Source organism: Staphylococcus sp. HMSC06C11 (assembly GCF_001808345.1).
Lineage (GTDB): Bacteria > Bacillota > Bacilli > Staphylococcales > Staphylococcaceae > Staphylococcus > Staphylococcus capitis.
Genome location: NZ_KV793038.1, coordinates 40,281 through 66,053, shown reverse-complemented (window position 1 = coordinate 66,053; position 25,773 = coordinate 40,281). Strand labels below are relative to the sequence as shown.

At 31.6% G+C, this 25,773-nt stretch carries 22 protein-coding genes; 4 read left to right on the top strand and 18 right to left on the bottom strand.

Annotated features, from left to right (window positions below; genetic code table 11):
• Positions 1-43 precede the first annotated feature (43 nt).
• Positions 44-2,749, bottom strand: coding sequence for an aconitate hydratase AcnA (gene acnA / locus HMPREF3154_RS03845; RefSeq protein ID WP_023350325.1), 2,706 nt, complete (start codon positions 2,747-2,749; stop codon positions 44-46).
• A 277-nt stretch (positions 2,750-3,026) separates the two neighbouring features.
• Positions 3,027-4,667, bottom strand: coding sequence for a BCCT family transporter (locus HMPREF3154_RS03840; RefSeq protein WP_002433960.1), 1,641 nt, complete (start codon positions 4,665-4,667; stop codon positions 3,027-3,029).
• Between the two features lie 213 nt (positions 4,668-4,880).
• Between HMPREF3154_RS03840 and mscL the strand changes: the two genes are divergently transcribed.
• On the top strand, positions 4,881-5,237 hold the full coding sequence (gene mscL, locus HMPREF3154_RS03835; RefSeq protein ID WP_002433596.1) for a large conductance mechanosensitive channel protein MscL: 357 nt from the start codon (positions 4,881-4,883) through the stop codon (positions 5,235-5,237).
• A gap of 55 nt (positions 5,238-5,292) precedes the next feature.
• Here mscL and sbcC read toward each other — a convergent pair whose 3' ends face one another.
• The 7 genes from sbcC to sosA form a co-directional block, all read right to left on the bottom strand.
• On the bottom strand, positions 5,293-8,322 hold the full coding sequence (gene sbcC, locus HMPREF3154_RS03830; protein ID WP_037548949.1) for an exonuclease subunit SbcC: 3,030 nt from the start codon (positions 8,320-8,322) through the stop codon (positions 5,293-5,295).
• 3 nt (positions 8,323-8,325) lie between these two features.
• A complete protein-coding gene (sbcD, locus tag HMPREF3154_RS03825; protein WP_023350327.1) occupies positions 8,326-9,450 on the bottom strand; it encodes an exonuclease subunit SbcD in 1,125 nt (374 codons plus the stop codon).
• A gap of 111 nt (positions 9,451-9,561) precedes the next feature.
• Positions 9,562-10,029, bottom strand: a complete 468-nt coding sequence (locus HMPREF3154_RS03820) for a CcdC family protein (RefSeq protein ID WP_002433613.1) — start codon at positions 10,027-10,029, stop codon at positions 9,562-9,564.
• Positions 10,030-10,599: 570 nt separating this feature from the next.
• Positions 10,600-10,836: a YneF family protein gene (locus tag HMPREF3154_RS03815; protein WP_016898133.1), complete on the bottom strand. Its 237-nt coding sequence runs from the start codon at positions 10,834-10,836 to the stop codon at positions 10,600-10,602.
• A gap of 210 nt (positions 10,837-11,046) precedes the next feature.
• Complete coding sequence (gene tkt, locus HMPREF3154_RS03810) at positions 11,047-13,035, bottom strand: transketolase (protein ID WP_023350328.1); 1,989 nt, start codon at positions 13,033-13,035, stop codon at positions 11,047-11,049.
• Between the two features lie 131 nt (positions 13,036-13,166).
• Positions 13,167-13,403 carry a DUF896 domain-containing protein gene (locus HMPREF3154_RS03805; protein WP_002433819.1) on the bottom strand — a complete coding sequence of 79 codons (237 nt, stop codon included), beginning with the start codon at positions 13,401-13,403 and terminating at the stop codon, positions 13,167-13,169.
• 163 nt (positions 13,404-13,566) lie between these two features.
• Positions 13,567-13,800, bottom strand: a complete 234-nt coding sequence (gene sosA, locus HMPREF3154_RS03800) for a DNA damage-induced cell division inhibitor SosA (protein WP_023350330.1) — start codon at positions 13,798-13,800, stop codon at positions 13,567-13,569.
• A gap of 142 nt (positions 13,801-13,942) precedes the next feature.
• On the opposite strand from sosA, the gene lexA reads away from it, so the two are divergent.
• Complete coding sequence (gene lexA / locus HMPREF3154_RS03795) at positions 13,943-14,563, top strand: transcriptional repressor LexA (RefSeq protein ID WP_002433936.1); 621 nt, start codon at positions 13,943-13,945, stop codon at positions 14,561-14,563.
• Between the two features lie 232 nt (positions 14,564-14,795).
• On the opposite strand, the gene HMPREF3154_RS03790 is transcribed toward lexA, so the two are convergent.
• The 5 genes from HMPREF3154_RS03790 to HMPREF3154_RS03770 all read right to left on the bottom strand — a co-directional run bounded on the left by HMPREF3154_RS03790 (position 14,796) and on the right by HMPREF3154_RS03770 (position 19,189).
• A complete protein-coding gene (locus HMPREF3154_RS03790) occupies positions 14,796-15,812 on the bottom strand; it encodes a CAP domain-containing protein (protein ID WP_171817091.1) in 1,017 nt (338 codons plus the stop codon).
• Positions 15,813-15,834: 22 nt separating this feature from the next.
• A complete protein-coding gene (gene guaC, locus HMPREF3154_RS03785; RefSeq protein WP_023350332.1) occupies positions 15,835-16,812 on the bottom strand; it encodes a GMP reductase in 978 nt (325 codons plus the stop codon).
• A 161-nt stretch (positions 16,813-16,973) separates the two neighbouring features.
• Entirely contained in the window at positions 16,974-17,243 is a 270-nt protein-coding gene (gene rpsN, locus HMPREF3154_RS03780; RefSeq protein ID WP_002433763.1) for a 30S ribosomal protein S14, read from the bottom strand.
• Between the two features lie 187 nt (positions 17,244-17,430).
• On the bottom strand, positions 17,431-17,580 hold the full coding sequence (gene rpmG, locus HMPREF3154_RS03775) for a 50S ribosomal protein L33 (RefSeq protein WP_001831295.1): 150 nt from the start codon (positions 17,578-17,580) through the stop codon (positions 17,431-17,433).
• A 97-nt stretch (positions 17,581-17,677) separates the two neighbouring features.
• Positions 17,678-19,189, bottom strand: coding sequence for a catalase (locus HMPREF3154_RS03770; RefSeq protein WP_023350334.1), 1,512 nt, complete (start codon positions 19,187-19,189; stop codon positions 17,678-17,680).
• 218 nt (positions 19,190-19,407) lie between these two features.
• Here HMPREF3154_RS03770 and HMPREF3154_RS03765 point away from each other — a divergent pair, with 218 nt between their 5' ends.
• Complete coding sequence (locus tag HMPREF3154_RS03765; RefSeq protein ID WP_023350335.1) at positions 19,408-20,856, top strand: amino acid permease; 1,449 nt, start codon at positions 19,408-19,410, stop codon at positions 20,854-20,856.
• A 173-nt stretch (positions 20,857-21,029) separates the two neighbouring features.
• Positions 21,030-21,344: a hypothetical protein gene (locus HMPREF3154_RS03760; RefSeq protein ID WP_002433981.1), complete on the top strand. Its 315-nt coding sequence runs from the start codon at positions 21,030-21,032 to the stop codon at positions 21,342-21,344.
• A 120-nt stretch (positions 21,345-21,464) separates the two neighbouring features.
• On the opposite strand, the gene HMPREF3154_RS03755 is transcribed toward HMPREF3154_RS03760, so the two are convergent.
• The 4 genes from HMPREF3154_RS03755 to HMPREF3154_RS03740 all read right to left on the bottom strand — a co-directional run bounded on the left by HMPREF3154_RS03755 (position 21,465) and on the right by HMPREF3154_RS03740 (position 25,602).
• Positions 21,465-22,268, bottom strand: a complete 804-nt coding sequence (locus tag HMPREF3154_RS03755; RefSeq protein WP_023350336.1) for a Cof-type HAD-IIB family hydrolase — start codon at positions 22,266-22,268, stop codon at positions 21,465-21,467.
• Positions 22,269-22,332: 64 nt separating this feature from the next.
• The gene (gene thrB / locus HMPREF3154_RS03750) at positions 22,333-23,253 is read right to left on the bottom strand and encodes a homoserine kinase (protein WP_049307157.1); all 921 of its coding nucleotides are present in this window, start codon (positions 23,251-23,253) and stop codon (positions 22,333-22,335) included.
• 1 nt (position 23,254) lies between these two features.
• The gene (gene thrC, locus HMPREF3154_RS03745; RefSeq protein WP_023350338.1) at positions 23,255-24,316 is read right to left on the bottom strand and encodes a threonine synthase; all 1,062 of its coding nucleotides are present in this window, start codon (positions 24,314-24,316) and stop codon (positions 23,255-23,257) included.
• A gap of 5 nt (positions 24,317-24,321) precedes the next feature.
• Entirely contained in the window at positions 24,322-25,602 is a 1,281-nt protein-coding gene (locus HMPREF3154_RS03740) for a homoserine dehydrogenase (RefSeq protein ID WP_049307158.1), read from the bottom strand.
• Between the last annotated feature and the right edge of the window lie 171 nt (positions 25,603-25,773).

Below are 25,773 nucleotides of genomic sequence, written 5' to 3'. Positions count from 1 at the left end.
TGTTTAACTTAATTTAACTTTAACGCTAGTTAGCATTAAATGATTATTGAGCTAATTTATTTCTTAATACCATTTGTAAGATACCACCATGACGATAGTAATCTAATTCAACTAATGAGTCGAAACGTACAATTACTTCAAATTCTACTACTTCGCCATTTTCTTTTTTAGCTTTAACTTTAACTAAATCATGTGGTTGAACATCTTCAGAAATTTCAACTGAGATTTCTTCTTTACCATCTAAACCTAATGACTCTGCAGAATCACCTTGTTGGAATTGTAATGGTAGTACACCCATCATTACTAAGTTAGAGCGGTGAATACGTTCATAACTTTGAGCGATAACAGTTTTAACTCCTAATAAGTTTGTACCTTTTGCTGCCCAGTCACGAGATGATCCCATACCATAGTCATTACCAGCTAAAACAGCTAATCCTGTGCCATCTTCTTTATATTTCATAGCAGCATCATAAATTGGCATGATTTCTTCAGTTGGCCAATAAGTAGTGAAGCCACCTTCAGTTCCTGGAGCTAATTGGTTTTTAATACGAATATTAGCAAATGTACCACGTACCATTACTTCATGGTTACCACGACGAGATCCATAAGAGTTAAAGTCACGGATTGGAACATTATGATCTAATAAATATTTACCTGCTGGTGTATCTTTACCAATAGCACCTGCTGGAGAGATATGGTCAGTTGTTACTGAATCACCGAATTTACCCATTACGCGTAAATCTTTAAGTGGTTCAATAGTTCCAGGCTCTTTAGATAAACCTTGGAAGAATGTTGGGTTTTGAATATATGTTGAGTTTGGATCGAAATCATATAAAGGTTCATCAGTAACATCGATTTCATTCCACATTTCATTATTGTTGTAAACATTTTTATATTCTTCTAAGAATAATTCTGGTGTAACAACACTATCAACAGTATCTGAAACTTCTTTAATTGAAGGCCAAATATCTTGTAGGTATACATCTTCACCATCTTTACCTTTTCCGATTGGTTCATTTTGTAAATCAATATCTACAGTACCAGCTAATGCATAAGCAACAACTAATTGTGGTGAAGCTAAGTAGTTAGCTTTAACTAATGGATGAATACGACCTTCAAAGTTACGGTTACCAGATAGAACTGAAGTAACTAATAAATCTTCATCAGCAACTGCTTTTTCAATTTCAGGTAATAATGGACCAGAGTTACCGATACAAGTTGTACAACCGTAACCTACTAAGTTAAATCCTAAGTCATCTAAGTATTCTTGCAATCCAGAGTCTCTTAAATAACCTGTTACAACTTTAGAACCCGGAGCTAATGAAGTTTTAACAAACTCAGGAACTTTAAGTCCTTTTTCAACCGCTTTCTTAGCAACTAAACCTGCACCTAACATAACGTAAGGGTTAGATGTGTTAGTACAAGATGTAATCGCAGCGATAGCAATGTCACCAGTTTTCATAGTTGATGTAGAGCCATCATTAAACTTAATTTCAGCTTTTTTATCAAATTCGCTCTTATCAAGACCGTGGCCTTGGTTACCAGCTGGTGCTGTAACTGATTTTTCAAATTCAGTTTTCATATCACTTAAGAAAATTAAGTCTTGAGGACGTTTTGGACCAGATAATGAAGCTTCAACTGTAGATAAATCTAAGTCAATAACATCAGTATATTCTGGATCTTCTTTTTCAACGTCGAAGAACATATTGTTTTGTTGTAAGTATTCTTTTACAAGTGCAATATGATCATCTTTACGTCCAGTTAATTTCATGTATTTAAGTGATTCTTCATCAACAGGGAAGAAACCACAAGTTGCACCATATTCTGGAGCCATATTCGCGATTGTAGCACGGTCAGCTAAAGGTAAGTGTTGAACACCTGGACCAAAGAATTCTACGAATTTACCAACAACACCTTTTTTACGTAATTCTTCAGTTACACGTAAAGCGAGGTCAGTTGCTGTTGAACCTTGAGGTAATGAGTTAGTTAAACGAACACCGATAACTTCTGGAATTGGGAAATAAGATGGTTGACCTAACATTCCAGCTTCAGCTTCGATACCACCTACACCCCAACCTAATACACCAATACCATTAATCATTGTAGTGTGAGAGTCGGTACCTACTAAAGTGTCTGGGAAAGCAGTTTGTTCACCATCAACGTCGCGTACATGTACAACATTTGCTAAGTACTCTAAGTTAACTTGGTGTACGATACCAGTTGCTGGAGGTACAGCGTTATAGTTGTCAAAAGCTTTAGTAGCCCAGTTTAAGAATTGGTAACGTTCATAGTTACGTTCAAATTCTAATTTCATATTTCGTTCTAATGCATCAGGATTCGCATAGCTATCTACTTGAACTGAGTGGTCAATGACTAAATCAACTGGCACTTCAGGGTTGATTTTATTGATGTCTCCGCCTACATCATTCATTGCTTTACGTAATGATGCTAAGTCTACGACTGCAGGTACACCTGTGAAGTCTTGTAAAATAACTCGTGACGGTTTGAATGGTACTTCACCTTCATTACCATCTTTACCAAATTCACTTAACGCTTTAATGTGATCATCAGTAATTACAAAATCATCTTCTTGTCGTAATACAGACTCTAGTAAAACACGAATTGAGTAAGGTAATTTAGAAATTTTAGTTAAACCTTGTTCTTCTAATGTCTTCAGATCATAGTAAGTGTATGATTGGCCATTTAATTGGAATTGTTTCTTTGCTTGTTCTTTAATATTAGAAGCCATTTGTTATCCCCCTTGATATTTCTATATATTTATATGCCGTTAATTAAATTGTATTATTATATGTTTATCAAAACAACTGTGTACCATTAGAAAACGCTTTATTTTCATTTCGCATTTTTAATCAGGTTATATAAGAAAAAGTTATCATTAGCTTATGGTGCAATAAGTAAATATTATTAATTGAGAATGGTTATCAATCCCATTTAAATTTATTAATAAAAAAGCCTATAAGTATGAAAGTCAATTCACACTTATAGGCTTTAAAGTTAATTACGAATTATTCTTCTTTTTCTTTATTTCTTCTAGATTCTCTTTTTTCAAGAATATCTGATTCATAATCTTCTTGTTGATATCTCACATAGTCTTGTAAACGATGTTTGTTAGGAGTTAATGTTAATCCTAAGAATTTACGTTCTTGGTTTGCATCTTTATAGAAACTAATCATCATCATTATGACGACAAACGAGAATGGGAAGGCACTAATAATTGCAGCACTTTGAATAGCGTTTAAGGCTTTAGAACCATCACCGCCACCTGCTAATAATAGAACAAATGCAATAAGTGCTTGAGCAACTCCCCATGTCACTTTAACCATACTACTTGGGTTAAGTGAACCAAATGTTGTTTGCATACCTAATACGAAAGTTGCTGAGTCTGCAGATGTAATAAAGAATGATGCGATTAGTAATAATGCAATAATTGATAATACTATACCCATAGGTATGTGATTGAATACACCGAATAATTGTGTTTCAGGTGACATTTTGAATAGTTCAGGATGTTTTTTTCCTGTTTCAATACCAAGCACACCAAATACACTGAACCAAACGAAACTTACAAGTGCTGGTACAAGTAAAACACCTGAAATGAATTCACGAATTGAACGCCCTTTTGAAACACGGGCAATGAATACACCTACGAATGGACTCCAACTTAACCACCAGCCCCAATAGTATAGTGTCCAAGTTGACATCCAATCTCGTTTTTGTCCATTAAGCGCTGCTGTATCAAAGCTATTAAATAAGAAAGTATTTAATAGACTACCTGTTGAACTAGTCATCATGTTTAAAATTAGAACTGTAGGGCCAATGATTAAAGTGATAATCATTAAAATAGCACCTAAGCTAATGTTTAAGTTACTTAAATATTGAATACCTTTACTTAAACCTGACCATGCACTTGCAATGAACAAGATTGTAACAATTACGATAATAATCCCTTGTACAAATGTGTTGTTAGGAACATTAAATAAATAGTTTAAACCACCATTAATTTGTAAGGCTCCCATACCTAGTGAAACTGCTACACCTACTAATGTAGCAAATACTGAAAGAACATCAATTAAAGTTCCTATAGGTCCCTCAACTTTATTACCTAAAATAGGTCTTAATGTTCTTGAAATTAAACCTGGCTCACCTTTACGGAATTGCGCATAAGCAAGAGCTAATGCTACTACACCATAGATAGCCCAAGCATGGAATCCCCAGTGGAAGAATGTTGATCTCAGAGCTTCTGTATAAGCTTCTGTAGTTTTAGGATCTGCTGTAGGTGGAGCGGCAAAGTCAGCCATTGGCTCTGCTGCACCATAGAACACTAATCCAATACCCATACCTGCACTAAATAACATTGCAAACCAAGAAATAGTATTAAATTCTGGTTTGTCATTAGGTTTACCTAGTTTGAGTTTCCCAATTGGACTGAAAATTAGGAAGATACAGAAGAAAACAATAATAGTAGTTAAAATTAAGTAATACCATCCAAGTTTATCAGTAATCCACATTTTAGCATTGTTAGTAATGTAGTCGAACTTATCAGGCCAAATGGCACCAATGATTACTACAATTGCAACAATGATTGAACTATAGATAAACACTGATGAAAACTTCTTGTTTCTCTTCTCTTGAGAAGAAGAATTCATAATTAATTACTCCCTTCATCCGAATATTAAATTTTCAAAGTAGTAAAATTAAAAAATTCTTTTTTTATCTTAAAAAATTTAATTTTACTAATGCACCTCTTTAGCATAACAAACGTCTTTTTCATAATCAAATTTACTTAAATATAGTATTTGCTAAAATATTTATATGTTGTATAATTGATTTTATATTTTAATTAGAAAGGAATTAAGTATATGTTAAAAGAATTTAAAGACTTTGCCCTTAAAGGAAATGTATTAGATTTAGCTATCGCTGTAGTAATGGGTGCGGCTTTTAATAAAATCGTTACATCATTAGTTCAATTCATCATTATGCCATTAATTGGCAAAATTTTCGGTTCAGTAGATTTCGCTAAAGATTGGTCTTTCTGGGGAATAAAGTATGGTCTTTTCATACAATCTATTATTGATTTTATAATTGTTGCTTTTGCCCTTTTCATTTTCGTAAAAATAGCTAACACTATTATGAAAAAAGAAGAAGAAGAGGAAGAAGTTGAAGAAAATACAGTTTTATTAACTGAAATTAGAGATTTACTTAGAGAGAAAAATTAATAATATTATAAAAACAGTCGTTATGATTATCTCATAACGGCTGTTTTGTATATTACTAATTTCTTTTAAATCTAGTTTGGCTTTGATACTGGTTAGTAGATACCTCTAAAATAAGTGGTATTCTCTGTTTTAGTTCACTTACATGTGAAATAATTCCCACCATTCTACCGGAAGATTTCAAGTTAATTAGAGTATCAAGGGCAGTTTCTAATGTTTCTTGATCCAAAGTACCAAATCCCTCATCAACAAACATTGATTCTAAATTAATGCCACCAGATTCTTGTTGAACAATCTCACTTAAACCTAATGCTAATGCAAGAGAAGCTTGGAATGTTTCCCCTCCAGAAAGAGAACTAATATGTCTAGACTTATTAGAATGAAAATCAAATACATCTATTTCAAGACCACTGAAGCCCTGAGAAATAGCTTCTCTTCTTATCAATTGATACCTATTTCCACTCATTGTTAATAGACGTTGATTAGCTTGAAAGATAATTTTTTCTAAGTAATAAATGAGCACATAATTTTCTAGTGTTAGTTTATGACTATTTTTGCCTGAGAGAATTTCCGTTAGTAAAAATATCTCTTTTTGCTCTTTTAATTCTTCATTTAATGTATTGATTAAGTCTTCAATTTTATCAATATTTTTTATATTTGCTTCTTGCTTATATGCTATTGTTGCAACTTCTGAATTAATTTGCTCTAATGCTTGTTTTTTTGTTTTTAGATGCGTTTCAATATCTTCTAAATTAGTAAGTTCTCTACCGTCAACAAGTTTTTCCAATTGGCTAATCTCAATCTCATAGGTTTGATACTGTTTGTTATAGTCATTAATTTTTTCTTCAATATTACTTTTATTTTCACTTAAACTTATTGCTTCTTCAATTTCTTCATAAGTTTCGAAACCATTTCGATTCATCTCATCTTTAATGTTAATAGTAAGCTGATTTTCTTCTTCAACTCTAGCTTCTAAATTTTGATTGTAATGCCTAACATTAGTTGACTCTATATTTAAGTTATTCTTAAGTTCATTTAGTTGGTCTTTTATAGTTTCTTTACGCTCATTAAAAGTTTGAGTCTCTTGCTTTTTATTCTCGTAGTACTGCTTAAATGATGTACACGATTCAAACTGTGTATTTCTCTTAAAATCATTTAATTTAATATCTAATTGTTCAAGTTGCGCTTTTTTATTATTTAGGTCTAGCTCAAATGTATGAAGATTTTGATTTAAATTCTTCTCTTCTTCATTAATTGACTCTAAAAATTTATTTTCTTTTTGTTGAAGCCTTTTAGCATTCTCTATCTCTTCTAACTTCGATTTAAGTTCATCTAAATCTTGAATTTCTTGATCTTTAAAATTGATGTCCTCTTTTCGTTTAGTCAATTCTTCATTTTTACTTTCTAACCTAATGATATTCTCATTGATGGAGATTTTACTATCCTCAAGCTCTTTTAAATGCTTTTTATTTTGAGCAATCAAATCAAAATTAATATGTTCTCCAAGTGAATGAATCTCGTTACCACAAACTGGACATGTATCTCCAATTGAAAGAGCCGTTTGAATTTCTTTAACAAATGTCTCCTTATTGTTTAAATCAATATTAGTTGCATCAACCTGTGAAATGATATGCTCTAAGTTTGCATATTTGTCTTTTAAATCTTTAATTTGTCTTACATTTTCAGATTGTTCTTGTTTAATTTTCCGAACTTGTTCTTCACTTTTCAAATACCTTTCAGTATCATCGATTAAAGTTTTGATTTTATTTATCTCATCTATATATTGATCAACTATTTCATAATTTCTTGATTTTCCTTTAGCTTGATTCAGAAGATTTTCTTTTTGCTCTTTTGAATCGGAATACTTTTTTTCTAACTTATTTAATTCCTCATGATAAATAGGCTTTTGCTCAAAGACTTTAATATAATCATCAAGATTATTGTAAAAATTATAAGTTTGTTCAAGATATTTGTTAGCTTTGTTAACTTCTGGTGCTTCTGATTCTAAAGATTTAAGAGTCTTTTCTACATTATTAATTTGAGTTTCGTATTCTTCTTCTTTAGATTTTGATTTAGTGATTTCAGTCTCTAATTCCTCAATCTCTTTATTAACAACTTTTTGCCTTTTGAAATAATTAATCAAAACATTAGATTCTCTTATTTTCTTTAGTTCAACCTTAAGATGATCAATACTATCTTGATTTTGTTTGAGGAGTTCGAATGATTTCTTTTTCTCTTCTAGAGAGTTTATATTTTGGTTCAACTCTTTACTAAATGTATATTCATTTGTAACTTTTTCAACTTCGTGGTCCAACATATCTTTTCGCTTTTTATAGTTAGATAATATTTTTTTACCGTGATTTATAAATTTTGGTAAACGTTCTAAAATTTTCTCGGTTTGCGAGCTCTCTATATTTTTTATTTTAAGTAAATAATCATCTTCAAACGTAGCAAGTTCATTCCATAAGTAATCTATTTCATTATATCTATTTTCTATTTGTAATTTTTCATTTTTAACGCTTTCTACTAAATACTTTTGTATTTCTTCAAATCTTTCACTATTAAATAACGTTCTTAAAATAGATTGTTTTTCTTTACTATTTGATTGTAGGAACTTTTTAAATTCACCTTGAGGCAAAATGAATAATTGTCTAAATTGTTCAGCGTTCACGCCCATAATTTGAGTGATAAATTGGTTACCTGCATTGACTCTACTTTCTCTTAGTTCATAAACATCATCAATTAACTCATAAATATCAAGTTTTGCTTGAGTTTTAGTAGTATTACCTTCTTTAATAAAAGGAGCTTCCCTGTGAATTTTAAATATTTGATTATTTAGTTTAAATTCATATGTCACACTCATAGGTTCTTTACCACTAGCAAAATGACTTCTTAAGTCACCCTCTTTTCTATTTTTAGTTGAAGCTTCTCCAAATAATGAATACACAATAGCATCAAAAATCATTGTCTTACCAGACCCGGTTTTACCACTTATTAGAAAGAGTTCATTATTTTCAATTTGACTAAAATTTATTGTCTCATTAAGAAAGGGTCCAAAATTGTTTAACTTCAAATTTAATGGTTTCATTTATTAGACTTCCTTTCTCATAATATTATTTAAAATTTCAGCTATCTTATTAGATTGAGTTTCGCTAATTTCCTCTTTAGTCATTGATTCATAAAACGACTTAATTATAGATTGATCATCTTGTTTCTTTATCTCTACATTATTAAACTCTTCAATATGTTCGAATGTATGATTAGTTAATGCTAATGTATTAGGATAAATTTGTTTAAGTTTCATCATTGGATCATTAATATGTGACATATTAGTGAGTTTAAAATGAAAATAATTATCTTTATTTTTCACAGAAACTCGTTCTTCAATAACATCATCATAATCCCCATCTATAACCTCTAATTCTCTTAAAGGTTCAATAGATTTAAATGTATCTTCTACATGATTAACTTCATCGATATTAACTATGCGATAACCTTTTGCTTGATTCACTTCAGAGAATGAATATTGTAGTAATGAGCCGCTATATTTAATGTTTTTTTCATTTACACTAAAAGGATGATGTAGATGCCCTAACATAACATACTCAAATTGATCAAATGACTGTCTTTCAACTGACTCTACAGTTCCTATAGTTAAAGGTCGCTCTGAATCAGATGTTTTACCACCTTTAATAGTTAAATGACCAATTAAAATACTCACTTTATTTTCATCTATATTTTGAGACATATATTCTATGCAGCGATTTAAAGCCTGTTGATGAGTGTTGATTTCTTTATCTTCGAAAAAGTGTTGTACTTCACTTATTGTCGCAAAAGGTAAAGCAAAAAATTGCACCCCGTTTATTTCTATAGGTTTATGTATATCCTTAAGTTTGGTTCTTATAAACAAATGATTATGTTCAAACCATGATGACCCATAATTCAATCTTTCTTTTCCATCATGATTCCCACTAATCATAATTACAGGTATTTGAAGTCTTATATTTAACTCTGCAATTGTATTTTCAAGTAAACTCATAGTTTCTTTACTCGGATAAGAGGTGTCATATAAGTCACCTGCTATAACTATGACATCAGGTTTTTCTTTTTCCATATGATTAATAAATTTAGTTAATACATATTTTTGATCATCTAATAACTGTTTACCATTCAAGATTCTACCAAGATGCCAATCAGCAGTATGTATAATTTTCATAATCATCCTCCTAAGAAGAACATTTGTTCGTATTTATATTTTAATATTCTTAATATCAACTTTCAAGTAAAAAATGCCACTCATCAAATAATATGACAAGTGGCCAATACACTACTTAACTAGTGATTTTTTTAACTTTTTATATTTATAAAACATTGCTAATCTCCAAGGTACAATCATACAAAACGCTAGTAAGAAAAACATACCAGCTATTTCACCTGGGTTAATTTCATTGCTAATAAAGATTTTAATAATAGTTCTAATAACTAATAACGAAATTAAAATTACTGGAAATGCCTTAGAACGCTTCATGTAAATTTCACTGCCTTTGACTTCAAATCTTGATGTGAAAATTAAAACAGTTGAGAATAGTACACCTAAAATTAGTGATTCTAACATTTCCATACCTGTTAATCTGAAATATGGAATAATATACATTAAAGCCCCAGTAGCCATAAAGAATGGAGGTAAAATGATTTTTTTCTCATTAACTGGAAACTTTTGTGCTTTCATTCTTATTACAATTACTACTGCGCCCATTAAAAAAGCAACGACAATAGAAAAAATTAAATAAGCCAATTTGACACCTTCTTATGACATAAACTTAATACTCTTAATTCATCATATGATAGTATATCACTATCCTTATATCAATGACTACTTTAAACTTTCTAAAATTCTAAAGATTTAAAAACCAGTTTTATCAATAACTAATTTAAGTTCCCATACAGTTTTAAAAATACCTTAGCAAATTATTTTTTGCTAAGGCATGTGTTATTGAAGGTTTGATCACTAATATATAAGTAACCCGTCTATAATTTAATTAATAAATAGATTAAAACGATATAGATAGTTAAGTTTACTATATTAAAACCTAATTTGAGTAATTCCTTATTACGACTTGTCATTATTTATCGCCCCCAATTAAATAGTAAACCAAACTTATTGCTGTGTAACTTAATAATTTTAACTTTTTTAATACTCTTTTGTTTTTAAGTTACGATTTACAATATATTTTAATCAATCATTAAAAAACTTGCCTTTAAAAATTACTAATTCATAAATAAAATTAATCATCATATCTTAATAAGTAATAAAAAAGCGTCACAGTGGTTATTGTAAACACTGAGACGCCTGAACTTATAGGCTTTATTTGCCTTTCATGTTTTGGTCCATATTTTTGTTCATCATTGTCATCATTTGATTGATTTTCTTTTGAGATGGTTTTTGGCCCATTTGCATCATCATCATACGTAGCATTTCTTCATTGATAGGTGGGTTTTTTTTGAGGTAATCCATCATATATTTTCTTGCTAAAAAGAAACCACCGATTAATCCTACGATAAGTGCTAAAATGATTAAAATTATTGCTAACCAAGTTGCCATTGTTTCACCCACTTTCTTTATCCTACTGAATTTTACTAAATTCACTTTGTTATTTCAAGAGGCACTTTAAAGTGATAACTGATACCTACCATTAGCAATGATAACAAATATTTGTTTTTCTTAACAAATTGACAATTAAATTTATGTAAAAATAAAAGGCTACTAGCTAATAAACTTGAGCTAGTAACCCTTCTCTAATTATTAAATTTATTAGAATGTGCGAATTTGATTTAATATATTTTCTTTAGTAAATCCATATTTTTCAACTACTAAATCACCAGGTGCGCTTGCGCCAAAGCCATCAATACCAATAACTTTGCCTTCTGTTCCAACATATTTATGCCAACCTAATGGAGATGCCATTTCAATTGCTACACGCTTTGTAATTGAGGATGGTAATACTGATTCTTTATAATCATCTGATTGTTTATCAAATGCAAACCAGTTTGGCATTGATACAACTCTAACACCTTTACCTTGTTTGTCTAAATCTTTGGCAGCTTCTACTGCTAAACTAACTTCTGAACCAGATGCTAATAATAAGTATTCAGGATTTTTCTCTGATTCAAATACTACGTAAGCTCCTTTACGAACTCCCGCTTCTACAGTTTCTTCAGCAATATCTAATGTTGGTAAGTTTTGACGTGTTAAAACTAGAGAAGTTGGTGTTTGTTCTGATTCTAATGCTACTTCCCATGCTACACGTGTTTCATTACCATCTGCAGGTCGAATAACATTCATATTCGGAATAGCACGTAAGCCCGCTAATTGTTCTATTGGTTCGTGTGTTGGACCATCTTCACCTACAGCTATTGAATCATGTGTAAAGATAAATGTTGAGTTAAGACCCATGATAGCTGATAAACGTAATGCAGGTTTTAAGTAATCACTAAATACGAAGAATGTCGCTGCATAAGGATGTAATCCACCATGAGCAGCCATTCCGTTCACTGCTGCACCCATCGCAAATTCACGTACACCAAACCATACATTTTTACCTTCTGGTGTTTCTTTATCATAATCTTTAGCTTCTTTGACATTAGATTTATTAGACCCTGCTAAATCAGCAGAACCCCCAAAGAATGATGGTACTGTTTGACTAAGTTTTTGAATAATTTCTCCAGAATCTGCTCTAGATGCTCCTTTATGATCTAAATCATATTTAGGTAACTCTTTTTCATAGTTTTGAGGTAATTTACCACTAATTGCTAACTTAAATTCTTCTGCTAATTCAGGATATTCTTTGCTATAATCTTCTAATTTAGCTTTCCAAGCATCTTCATTTTCGTTAGCACGTTTTAACATAGAAGTTTGGAAGATTTCATAAACCTCTTCAGGTACATTGAATCGTTGTTCAGGATCAAGTCCATAAGCTTCAAAAGTAAGTTTTCTTTCATCTTCACCTAGCGGAGCGCCATGTACTCCATTTGAACCAGCTTTATTTGGAGAACCAAAACCGATAACAGTTTTAACTTCAATAATAGTTGGGCCTTGTTGTGATTTAGCTTTATTAATAGCATTATCAATTTCTTCTAAATCATTGCCATCTTTAACTAAAATATAATTCCAACCATATGCTTCAAATCTAGATTGTGTATTTTCTGAGAATGATTTATTTAAATCACCGTCAAGTGAAATATCATTAGAGTCGTATAAAACGATTAACTTATCTAATTGATTATGGCCCGCAAATGAAGCAGCTTCATGTGAAATACCTTCCATTAAATCTCCATCTGAAGCTAAAACGTATGTGTAATGATCAACCATATTAAAATTATCTTTATTAAATTTACCAGCTAAGTGATCTTCAGCAAGTGCCATTCCCACTGACATTGCGAATCCTTGACCTAGTGGCCCAGTTGTTACTTCTACTCCATCTGTATGTCTAAACTCTGGATGACCTGGAGTTTTAGAACCCCACTGTCTAAATTGTTTTAGTTCTTCTAATTCTAAACTACCTGATACATGTAATAAACTATATAGTAAAGCAGAGCCATGTCCTGCTGAAAGAATGAATCTATCTCTATTAAAATAATCTTTAGATTGGGGGTTAAAATTAAGATGACGTGTCCATAATGTATACGCCATAGGGGCAGCTCCCATTGGTAAACCAGGGTGTCCAGAATTTGCTTTTTCGATAGCATCAATACTTAGTGCACGTATTGTATCGATAGCCAATTGGTCTTTTTCGTTAAACATCGTTGTGTCTTCCCTTCTTAAATAATATCTAAATATAATTATAACTTATTTTAAATTAAAATGATAAAGAAAAATCTGATAAATCAGCTCATACAAATTGTTCAAGAACTACCTTGAACAACCTACTTCCATTATTTATTGTTTTTCTCAGATTGAATTTTTTTAAGCTTTTCAGGTGTAACATCATTTCCTTCAGGATCTATTACTTTAGTATTTTCAAGCTGTTGCTTGAACCCTTTTCTAAATGAATCTAAATATTGCTTTCTTAATTTAGATTGTTCCTTAGCTTCCTCTTCTGTTAAACCTTTTTCTTTTTTCTTTTTAGCTAGCTCATTGATTCTATCTATATTTAAATCTTCCTTAGACATTATCGTCACGCTCCTTGTTAATTTTAAAACAAAATGTGTAAGACTCTTAAAATATATATGATTTCCTACTTTAAATTCTTGTGTAGAATATATCAAAAAAATGAACGTAACCAAATAGTTACGCTCATTAACAATACTTACTCATCATATTTTTAATAAATTACTAATTAACTAAAGCGAACACTGAAGTGTCATTTTGTTCGCTATTTTGTTTGTCTTCAACTTTATAGTTTGATTTATTATTATCCTGTTGATGAATTTCATGATCTGTCATTTCGTACGTTTGTTCTGAATGCGCACTTTGATTTACACTTAAAAAGAATGTTAGGAAAACCATGCAAGAGATGAGTACTACAGCTATATATATTAAAAACTTTTGTTTTGTCTTAATTAACATTAATCTCACTCCTAGAACGTTTGTTTGTATATTTAATTTATCAGAACGAATGTTCTGTGTCAACACTAAAACGAACAAACGTTTGTTTTCGAAGATAATTAATGCTATAATGTACTTAAATAAAATTAGGGAGTGCCTATATATGAGAGAATTAACTAAACGTCAAAGTGAGATTTATGATTACATTAAACACATTGTACAAACTAAGGGTTATCCACCTAGTGTTAGAGAAATTGGCGAAGCAGTGGGCTTAGCATCTAGTTCAACCGTACATGGACATTTATCAAGATTAGAAGAAAAAGGTTATATTCGAAGAGACCCTACTAAACCTAGAGCTATTGAAATTGTTAGTGAACAACTAGAGGAAGTTAATGTTGAAGAAACGATTCACGTACCAGTAATAGGTAAAGTTACTGCCGGTGTTCCTATTACAGCTGTTGAGAACATTGAAGAGTATTTCCCACTACCTGAACATTTAACTTCAACACATAATAGTGACATTTTCATATTAAATGTAGTAGGAGAAAGTATGATTGAAGCTGGTATTCTAGACGGTGACAAAGTGATTGTTAGAAGCCAAACGATAGCTGAAAACGGCGACATTATAGTAGCAATGACTGAAGACGAAGAAGCTACTGTTAAACGCTTCTATAAGGAGAAAAACCGTTACCGATTACAACCTGAAAATAGTACTATGGATCCTATTTATTTAGATAATGTTATTGTTGTTGGTAAAGTCATAGGGTTATACAGAGAAATGTAACTATCAATTTCTCTCTATTTAAGCCCTCCTATATCAAGACCTCTATAAAAATCTCATATAAATACTAAAAGACAAGGTAGTTCTTATTGAACTACCTTGTCTTCTGTTTAGAATCTTTGTTTAATACATCTTTTATTTTATCAAGTATATCGGGTTGTTTATCTTTATTCGTTTTCATGTTTATCTACATCCTTACGAATTTAATTTACCCTTATCTACTTAAGATAAACTCTTATTCTGTATAATTCTCAGTCCAAAATGGTTGCTTCTCTTTATTAAAATCTACACCTACGCCTAAATTTCGATAATGCGTATTTAGTATGTTCTTCCTATGACCTAGTGAATTCATTAATCCTTCATGAGCATAAATACTATTGATTTGACCATAAGCAAGATTTTCTCCTGCCGCATTGAAATCAATACGATCTTTTTTCAATCTATCAAAAGGAGAATCCCCTTTATTATCTGTATGATCGAAAAAGTTATTTTCAGACATATTTTTACTATGCTTTCTAGCAGTATTAGAAATTTTACTTGAATAATTTAGTGTATTTAAGCCATGTTGCTTTCTTTCCGAGTTAACTAAATCATAATTTTGTAATTCAAAGCTTTTTTCTAATTCTCTAGATGGCACGCCATATTGTTGACGCAAGCGATTTTCCATATTTTCACTTACTTGTAATAATGCAGTCACTCCATTTTTTTCATGTTTATCGTAAAAAACTGTTGTATAAATGTGATCTTTATGGAAAACATCATATTCATTATTTTTTACCTCAAAACGATATCGCCCTTTACTAATATATTCTATAGGATTACCTAACCGTTCTCTTACAGTATGTTTAGGAGTAGCGTACTTAATTTTAGATTTTGAAGATATAATATTTTGATTTGAGTACATGGCATTGACGTGGTTTTTAATATAACTAATCATAATAAAGTTATCATAATATTTATTATAATATGTGTACCACTTAGTTCCATATTCATTAGAAGTCATACGTTTCGGATGACCTAATTTACTTTCAACAGCTTGCTTAGACATATTCATTTGGATATTACTAAGTGCAAATTCTTGTTTTTTAGGAACAGATAATGATTTATCGTTTACATTTGAATCGTGGTTAATCCATGTATCAACTTGTTGTCGAACTTCTTTTTGAAAATCTACTAATGGCTTAGCTTCTTTAATGGGTGTGAAAATAATGATACATAATAAAACTACAAAGAATAATAGAAATCTTTTAATTTTTTACACCTACTATTTAAACTTAGTCTCTATCACCATTGAAAATTGAGTTTCTCACGATAACATAGTCTACAGTTCTTAGTGATTTTAGATCTTTTCCACCGGCATAAGATATTGAACTTTGTAAATCTTGTTGCATTTCAATTAAAGTATCTTTCAGTGAACCTTTATGTTCAACAAACATTTTTTTACCCTCAACATTTTTATGTTCACCTTTTTGAAATTCTGAGGCACTTCCAAAATATTCTTTATATTTTTTACCTTCAAGTTCAACAGTTTCTCCTGGTGACTCTTCATGTGCAGCGAATAACGAACCAATCATTACCATTGATGCACCAAAACGAATTGATTTAGCTATATCACCATGAGTTCTTAAACCACCATCAGCAATAATAGGTTTTCGAGCTGCTTTACTACAAATGTTAAGTGCAGCTAATTGCCAACCTCCAGTACCAAATCCTGTTTTAATTTTAGTTATACATACACGACCTGGACCAATACCAACTTTTGTTGCATCAGCACCAGCATTTTCAAGCTCTCTAACGCCTTCAGGTGTTCCAACATTTCCTGCAATAACAAAACTTTTAGGTATGTGGTTTTTAATATGTTTAATCATATTGATGACTGAGTCTGAATGGCCATGCGCAATATCAATTGTGATATATTCTGGAACTAAAGATTTTGAAGCAAGTTCTTCAATGAATTTAAATTCATTTTCTTTTACTCCAACAGAAATAGAAGCGAATAGCCCCTCATCTTGCATCTTTTTAATAAATGGAATTCTAGCTTCTTCATCAAAGCGATGCATAATATAAAAATAATCATTTTGTGCGAACCATTGTGCAAGCTCTTCATTCATTACTGTCTGCATGTTAGCCGGAACTACTGGTAATTTGAATGTGCGTGGTCCAAATTTAATTGAAGTATCACATTCAGAACGGCTGTTAACAATGCATTTATTAGGTATTAATTGTATATCTTCATAGTCAAAAATCTTCATTTTTGTAATTTGCCCCTTACAATTAAAAATTTTAATCGGATAACGCTTTAAAACCGAATAATTATATTAAATTTACACATATTATTCAGTTATTCTTTATCCTTATTAACTGTACATTGTTTTTTTACTAATGTAAATGGACAAAAGACATAAATTCATTTTTACCAACTTGATTTTTTCACACCAGGAATTTGACCTTTATGTGCATGTTCTCGGAAAGCAATTCGAGACATTTCAAATTTACGTAAAACGCCTCTTGGACGTCCTGTTACTTTACATCTTCTAGTTAATCTCGTAGGTGAAGAATCTCTAGGGAGTTTTCTAAGCGCTTCATAATCACCTTTTGCTTTTAGTTCTTTACGTAATTCATAATATTTATTTACAAGTTCTTCTCTTTTTTGTTCTTTAACTACTTTAGATTTTTTTGCCATTTAATTTAACCTCTTTTCATAAATCGTAATTATTACGTTTTATAGAATAACATAAATTTTAATTTATACAAGGAAAAATTTTAAAGCTACTAAACCTGATTTATATCTTTTCAATAAAAAAAGTCTCTCCTATTTCATTATAGGAGAGACTATAAATTTCAAATTGTCGTATTTGAAAGATAAGAAATTATTTAGTTTCACGATGTAACGTATATTTGTTTAATCTAGGACAATATTTTTTCATTTCAATACGTTCTGGATTGTTACGTTTATTTTTAGTTGTAATATAGTTACGATCGCCACATTCTGTGCAAGCTAAAGTAATATTTACGCGCACGTTAAACACCCTTTCTAATGTTGTTAGGAATTCTTACGATTTAAAATTTTATCATAATTGATGTCAACGTGCAATCTCATCTTTTACACTTATATTATTAAAAGTTTTCGTATGTTTCATCTTCTTCAGTTTCTAAATCAATTTGATTAATATCGATACCTAAAGCTTTTGCTACTCCTTTACCATAATCAGGATCAGCTTTATAACAATGACGAATGTGGCGTACTTTGACGTCTTCAGTCACCCCGTCCATTGCATTAGCTGTGTTAGTAAAGATACGTTCTTTAGCATCATCTGATTGTAGTCTGAATAACTTACCAGGTTGTTCGAAGTAATTATCATCATCTTGACGGAAGTTATATTCATATCCATCACCATCTACAGGGAATGATGGTTTTTTAAACTCAGGTTGTGAATCATATACACCTTGGTTATTTGGATAATAGTGCGGACCGCCACCTTGGTTGTTATCTAAGAAACGCATTTGCCCATCGCGACTAAATGGACATAAGTTTTCAACGCCAACACCTTTAGGTTGATTGACAGGGATTTGCCAATGATTGACACCTAAACGATATCTCTGAGCATCTCCATAAGAGAATAATCTCCCTTGTAGCACTTTATCCGGAGAAAAATCTAACCCTGGTACTATATTAGTTGGTGCAAATGCAGCCTGTTCTACATCTAAGAAATAGTTTTCAGGATTGCGATTTAATTCAAATTCGCCTACTTCAATTAATGGATAATCATCTTTATACCATACTTTAGTTAAATCAAATGGATTATGTGGATGATTTTTTGCTTGTTCTTCTGTCATCACTTGGATATACATTTTCCATTTAGGATAATCCCCTCGTTCGATGGCATTGTATAAATCCCTTTGAGATGAATCTCTATCTCCACCTACGATTTCAGCAGCTTCTTCATCAGTATAATTTTCGATACCTTGTTGCGTTCTAAAATGATATTTCACCCATACACGTTCACCTGCGTCATTATACATTGAATAAGTATGTGAGCCGAAACCGTGCATATTACGGAAACCTTTAGGCATACCACGATCTGACATTAAAATTGTTACTTGATGTAAAGATTCTGGAATGCCAGTCCAAAAATCCCAGTTGTTTTGAGGACTTCTCATGTTAGTACGTGGATCTCTTTTAACAGCGCGATTTAAACTAATAAATAATTTAGGATCTCTGAAGAAGAACACTGGTGTATTATTACCAACTAAATCCCAGTTACCGTCCTCAGTATAAAATTTCAACGCAAATCCACGTATATCTCTTTCTAAGTCAGCCGCACCACGTTCACCTGAAACTGTTGAGAAACGTGCAAACATTTCTGTTTGTTTACCAACTTCAGAGAAAATTTTAGCATTTGTGTATTGAGTAATGTCATTTGTGACAGTAAAAGTACCAAATGCGCCAGAACCTTTAGCGTGCATACGTCGCTCTGGAATTACTTCTCTGTCAAAATGTGACATTTGTTCTAAATAATAAACATCTTGCATTAATAATGGACCTCGTGGCCCTGCTGTCATACTATTTTCTCTATCTGATACTGGTGCACCAAATAGACCAGTTAATCTACCATCTTGTTTAGACATGGCTAGCTCCCCCTCACAAATTCTAATTTGTAATAATTATAATCTAATATATATTTTAAATAAACCCGTTTTAAGTAGTAATTAAACCCAATTCCTAATTAAATTTAAATTTCAGAAAATTTTTAAATATTTCCGATTTAAAGTGCTAAAAAGTTATTGAATACTATACCTAAAAAGATTAAAATGGTGGATATATTTAAATAGATGGGAGACACCTTATGGAAGATAACAATATGAAACGTGGACTCAAATCGAGACACATATCCATGATTGCAATTGGTGGCGCTATCGGAACAGGTTTATTCGTTGCAACTGCTAGTGTGATTTCGCAAGCAGGTCCCGGTGGCGCTATATTAGCTTATATTCTAATAGGAATTATGCTTTACTTTTTAATGTCATCTATTGGAGAACTAGCAACTTTTTACCCAGTATCAGGATCATTCAGTTCTTATTCAACTCGCTTTGTAGATCCATCTCTAGGTTTCACGATGGGATGGTTATATTGGGGAATGTGGTCACTTGTAACAAGTGTAGACATTATTGTGGCATCGAATGTCCTCCAATTTTGGGATATATTTAAAGTACTTAGTCCCCTAGCATGGAGTTTAATATTTTTAACTTTTATTTTCTTGATTAATATATTTTCAGTAAAAGCTTTTGGAGAAACTGAATTTTGGTTATCACTCATCAAGGTAATAACAATCATTGTTTTCATCATTGTTGGCATATTAATGATATTTGGTATATTAGGTGGTCATTCTTACGGCTTTGATAATTATACTAAAGGTCAAGCACCATTTGTTGGGGGTATATCAGGATTATTAAGCGTATTACTTGTAGCTGGTTTCTCTGTAGGCGGTACTGAAGTCGTCGCTGTTACTGCAGGTGAATCAAATAATCCTCAAAAATCAATGCCAAAAGCTATAAAACAAGTATTCTGGAGAATTTTATTATTCTATGTGTTATCTATCGCAGTTATAGCTGCAATTATACCTTATACTGATCCATTATTATTAAATGAGCATAAATCGGTCTCACAAAGTCCATTTACTATTGTATTCGATAGAATTGGAATCGCATTTGCTGCATCAGTTATTAATGCAGTTATTTTGACTTCATTGTTATCAGCAGCAAATTCAGGTATTTATACAACGAGTAGAATGCTATTTTCTCTAAGTGCCGATGGTCAGGCTCCTAAATTTTTCGGCAAATTAAACAAACAAACTAAATTACCTATGCGTGCTTTAGTTACAACTTACATCCTTATTACACTTGTTATAATATATGCAAATTTCAATGCAAATGCTGTGTTTAATCTATTAAACATCATTGGTTCAATGGTTATTGTAGTATGGGGATCTAGTATATGGTCTCAGATTAGATTGCGTAGGGCAATTAAAAGACAAGGTAAAAATCCTGATGAATTACTCCCTTATAAAGCACCATTTTATCCAGTAGGTCCAATAATTGTAATTATTACGTTATTGTTTTTATTATTAGGTAATTCTTACAGTAGTATTATTACTGGAGATTTATTAAGCGTTTTAAGAAACTTTGCACCTATCATTATCCTTTCAATTATTTATTTCGTGCATAAATTAATTAAACGCACTCATTTTGTTAAATTAGAAGAAATGGATTTAACTCCACATAATTATAAAAATTAATTACAAAGACGATGATTCCTAATAAGAATTGTCGTCTTTTTATTTTATTACTTTCATTAATTTACTTTATTCTTTTTTTAAAAATAAACTTCTTTTACGACAGCTTTGAATATTTTATGTTGAAAAGTAATCATGTATAATATAAGTAATAAAAAGGTTTAGAGGTGGATAACATGGTTGGACAAACTAACTTATTCGATGATGTTATAAAACAAGATGAACGTTTTGTCATTGTGGTTCAAGCCCTTGAAGAAAAAAATGGCAACTTATTAAAGCACACGCTAAGGGAATACCCTAGTTTAAAACATGATCAAATGAATGATTTATTTACACATCTCAAAGATGTATTTTTAGAAGAACCCTTCGAAGACAATCAATCAGCTTTTACTATTACTGTATATACTAATCTTGATTATGCTGCTGACCAAGTCTATGCACACATAAAAAGATATAAAGGGAAACATGATTGGACACATACTGCTAAATAAAATAAACACTCAAGCTATTGTCAAAATGGAATAACGCAAAAATGGACTGGTATGAATAACTCTTCTTCCCAGTCCATTTAAATATGTTAAAACCTGTATTTTTAGTAATTTTATTTTAAGTTAGATTAATTTCTTCAACATATGAGGAATCCCCTCTGAATTGTTATCTAAGGTAACTACATCAGCGCTTTCTTTAAGTTCTTCACTAGCATTACCCATCGCAACTGAATAACCAGCTACGTCAAACATAGATTGATCGTTTAAACTATCTCCAAACACTACTACTTCTTCTAAATTAATATTTTCTTTCTTACATAATGCTTTGATTGCATTTCCTTTAGAGACATCTTTAGCCATAAATTCTAAGAAAAATGGTTTACTTGTCGTTACATCTATGTCCTCATTGAAGAAACCATTAAGATCTACACGTGCTTCAGTAATATTACCTACATAATCTACACCCATAACTTTAGGTACATCATGATTAATATATGATTTAATATCTTCGACTCTTTTCATTGGTAAACCAGTCAATTCAGATTCAATATTCATATATTCGTGATCACTATCATGAATGATATAACCGTTATCATACGTTAAAACTAGAAATCCTCTTTCTCTACAATAATCTACAATTAAATCAAAATTGTCTTTAGAAACTGGTTTACTTACTTCAACTTCTTCATTGGACATTTTAATTGTTTTGCCACCGTTGTAGCTAATTATAAAACTCTCATTGTGATTTAACTGTAATTCTCTAGCTACGGGTATCATCCCTTCCGTAGGTCTACCAGATGCTAGAACTACGCTATATCCTTTATCTTGAATATCTATCAAATAGGATTTAGTTTCGGCTGACACTTCATTGTCACTGTTCATTAAAGTATCATCCATATCCAAAACTATCATTTTAAATTTACTCATATAGTAAAAGAACTCCTTCCGTGACTTAATCAAAAAATCATTCTTATCTATATTTTACAATAGTTTAGGACTTTAGGTACACAACTTCTTCTATAACGCCCTTCTCATTAATTGTAGCAAGCTCAGAGGTACAATGAGTGATTCGATCTCTTAATGCTCTTACTAATTCGCCACTACGTTCTCTAGGACACAAAGTTAAAATTGTAGGACCTGCACCACTGATGACAGTTGCGTATGCTTGGTGTTCTCGCGATAATTGGCGTACTTCCTCAAACTCTGGAATAAGATGTTGTCTAAACGGTTCATGAAACCCATCTTGTTCCATCATTTTACCAGCTAAGCCGTATTTATGTTGAATTAAGGCACATATCATAGTATTACTAATCGCACTATTTTGTACTGCTTTTTTATGTGAAAAGGTTTCAGGCAAAACATTTCTAGAGTCCTCTGTACGTAATTCATACGGTGGAATCGTTAGAATAATATCAACCTTAGGAACATCTATACGTGCGACATCTGTAACTTTTGTCTCTGGGTTATAATAGCCAGAAATTAATCCCCCATATATAGTTGGAGCAACATTATCAGGGTGACCTTCAATTTCAGTAGCTAATTGCAATAACTCATATTGTGATAATTGAATATTACCAAAATAGTTTGCAATATATAAAGCGCCCACTAGCGCTGAAGCAGAGGAACCTAATCCTCTAGCTAGTGGGATATCACTTCTCATTTCAATTTGTAAACATGGTAATGTTACTTTATATTTTTCTGCAACCTCTTGTGCAACTTTATATATATAATTACTTTCATCTTTGGGTAACGTTTCTAATTCAGGACTATAATATAAGAATTCCCAAGCATGTCCTTTAATTTCTTTAATAGACATGTATAAATATTTATCTAATGCCATTCCTATAGAATCAAAACCTACGCCTAAATTAGCAGTTGAAGCTGGAATCTTAAGTTTTAAAACTTCTTCCATATCAAATTGCCCCTTTAATGTATTTTATGATACTGTCCTTGTCATTAGGTAAAGGTTGAATTGGGTTGTCCAATAAGGAGATTGCTGTATCTGGATCTTTTAAGCCATTACCAGTTAAAACTGCCACTACTTTTTTACCTTTTGGAAGTTTACCTGCTCTATGAAGTTTAATTAAACCTGCGATTGATGCGTTACTTGCTGGTTCACTAAACACACCTTCATTTGTAGTCATTAATTGATAAGCTTCAAGTATTTCATCATCTGTTACGCTATCTATTAATCCGTTAGATTCCTCTAATGCTTTAACTGCTTTCTGCCAACTTGCTGGGTTACCGATACGGATGGCTGTAGCAACTGTTTCTGGATTTTTTATGACTTTATTTTGAACAATTGGCGCTGCACCTGCTGCTTGGAAACCAAACAATTGAGGTAATTGACTACCTTTTTTCTCATTATATTCTTTAAAACCTTTCCAATAAGCAGTAATATTTCCGGCATTACCAACAGGAATTGCCAATACGTCTGGAGCTTGTTCTAATTGTTCAACGATTTCGAATGCCCCAGTTTTCTGTCCTTCAATTCTAAAAGGATTCACTGAGTTCACTAATTCAATATCGCTGTTCTCTTTAGCAATTTCTTTAACAATCTCTAGTGCTTCATCAAAGTTGCCTTCAATTGAGACAATTTCTGCACCATACATTACAGCTTGTGATAATTTTCCGAGTGCAATCTTACCTTCAGGTATAACTACTATTGCTTTTAAACCTGCTCGCGCTGCATAAGCCGCTGCTGAAGCTGATGTATTTCCTGTAGATGCACATATCACTATCTTTTTACCCTGTTCTTTAGCTTTAGTGACCGCCATAACCATGCCACGATCTTTAAATGATCCTGTAGGGTTGGCACCTTCATATTTCACATACAATTCTATATCAAGTTTTTCAGATAACTTTTCACAATAAATAAGTGGTGTACTACCCTCGTTTAGAGTAATTTGTGGTGTTTCTTCATTAACTGGTAAATACTCTTTAAATTCTTGTACTAATCCTTGCCATCTTTTCATATTTATTAAACTCCTTCTACAGGATAAATCTTTTCGACTTCGTATCCTGATTTATTAAGAACATACTCTGGAGATTGATCCAATCCTATAATTATCACTGCTACTGTATTCTCATCTCTTTCAGCAATTTGAAGTGACTTATGGAATGGCAACAGTGCTTTGATATCATTTTCAATCTTATCAACTGTTAAATGATTATTTTGTAAAACAATGTAGTAATTTAACTTTTCTTGGATTACAACAGGTTCTTCCCCATCCATCATCTCTCTCGTTTCATCAGTTTTTAATTCAAAATGAGGTGGCAACGTGTGAAGGTTCGATTCAAAGAATAATGCTACATTGAGTAAATCACTTACAACAGCGCTTCCCGTGGCTAAACTACCAGCGCCTTTACCATAAAACATTGTGTCTCCTACAGCATCACCTATAACATAAATAGCGTTATATTCATTCTCAACAGCTGCAAGTTGATGTGACTTATGAATAAGCGTTGGCTCAACTGAAGCGTGAACATGGCCATTTTCATATGTACCTTTACCAATTAGTTTTATTTTAAAGCCTAATTGATCAGCAGCATTTATATCTGATAATGTTGTTCCACTAATACCCGTTAACTTCACATCATTAAGTTTAATTACTTGGTTAAATGATAGATAAGATGTAATGACAACTTTACGCGCAGCATCGACACCTTCCACATCATCTGTAGGATCCGCTTCGGCGAATCCTAATCTTTGAGCTTCATCAAGAGCATCCTCGAAACTTGTCTGTTCTCGGGTCATTTTTGTAAGAATAAAATTAGAAGTTCCGTTCAAAATACCCATAAATTTTGAAATATTATTAGCGTTTAAACCATTATTAATCGCATTAACAATTGGAATACCGCCCGCAACACTTGCTTCAAATTTTAAGGCTACGCCATTACTCTCTGCTAAATCTTCCAATAATTTTAAATGAACTGCTAATAAATCTTTGTTAGCAGTTATCACATGTTTTTTATTTTTAAGTGCAGTTCTTAACCAATCGACTGTAGGTTCTATACCTCCCATTACCTCAACAACAATATCAATTGATTCATCCCCTAATATCTCATCAATATCTTCAGTTAAATGATATTGGCTAATATTTAATGGACGCTTTTTTGATTTATCACGTACTAAAATATGCTTAATGACAATATCTTTATTGATGGTATCTTTAATTTGTTGCCTATTCTCCTCAATAATTTTGACAACACCTGATCCAACAGTTCCTAGACCAAGTAATGCAATATTTAATTCTTTCATGTATCATACCTCCTATTGTGCTTTTGAGAAAAACAATTGTACAGTTGAAAAATACTAAATAATGGTTTAGTATAAAATTATTCTTAATTTTTGTAAAGTTCTTAATATTGAAAATATAAATCTATAGTACCATGCTTAATCAGAAAACTGAATAGAATTTTCTGATTTTTT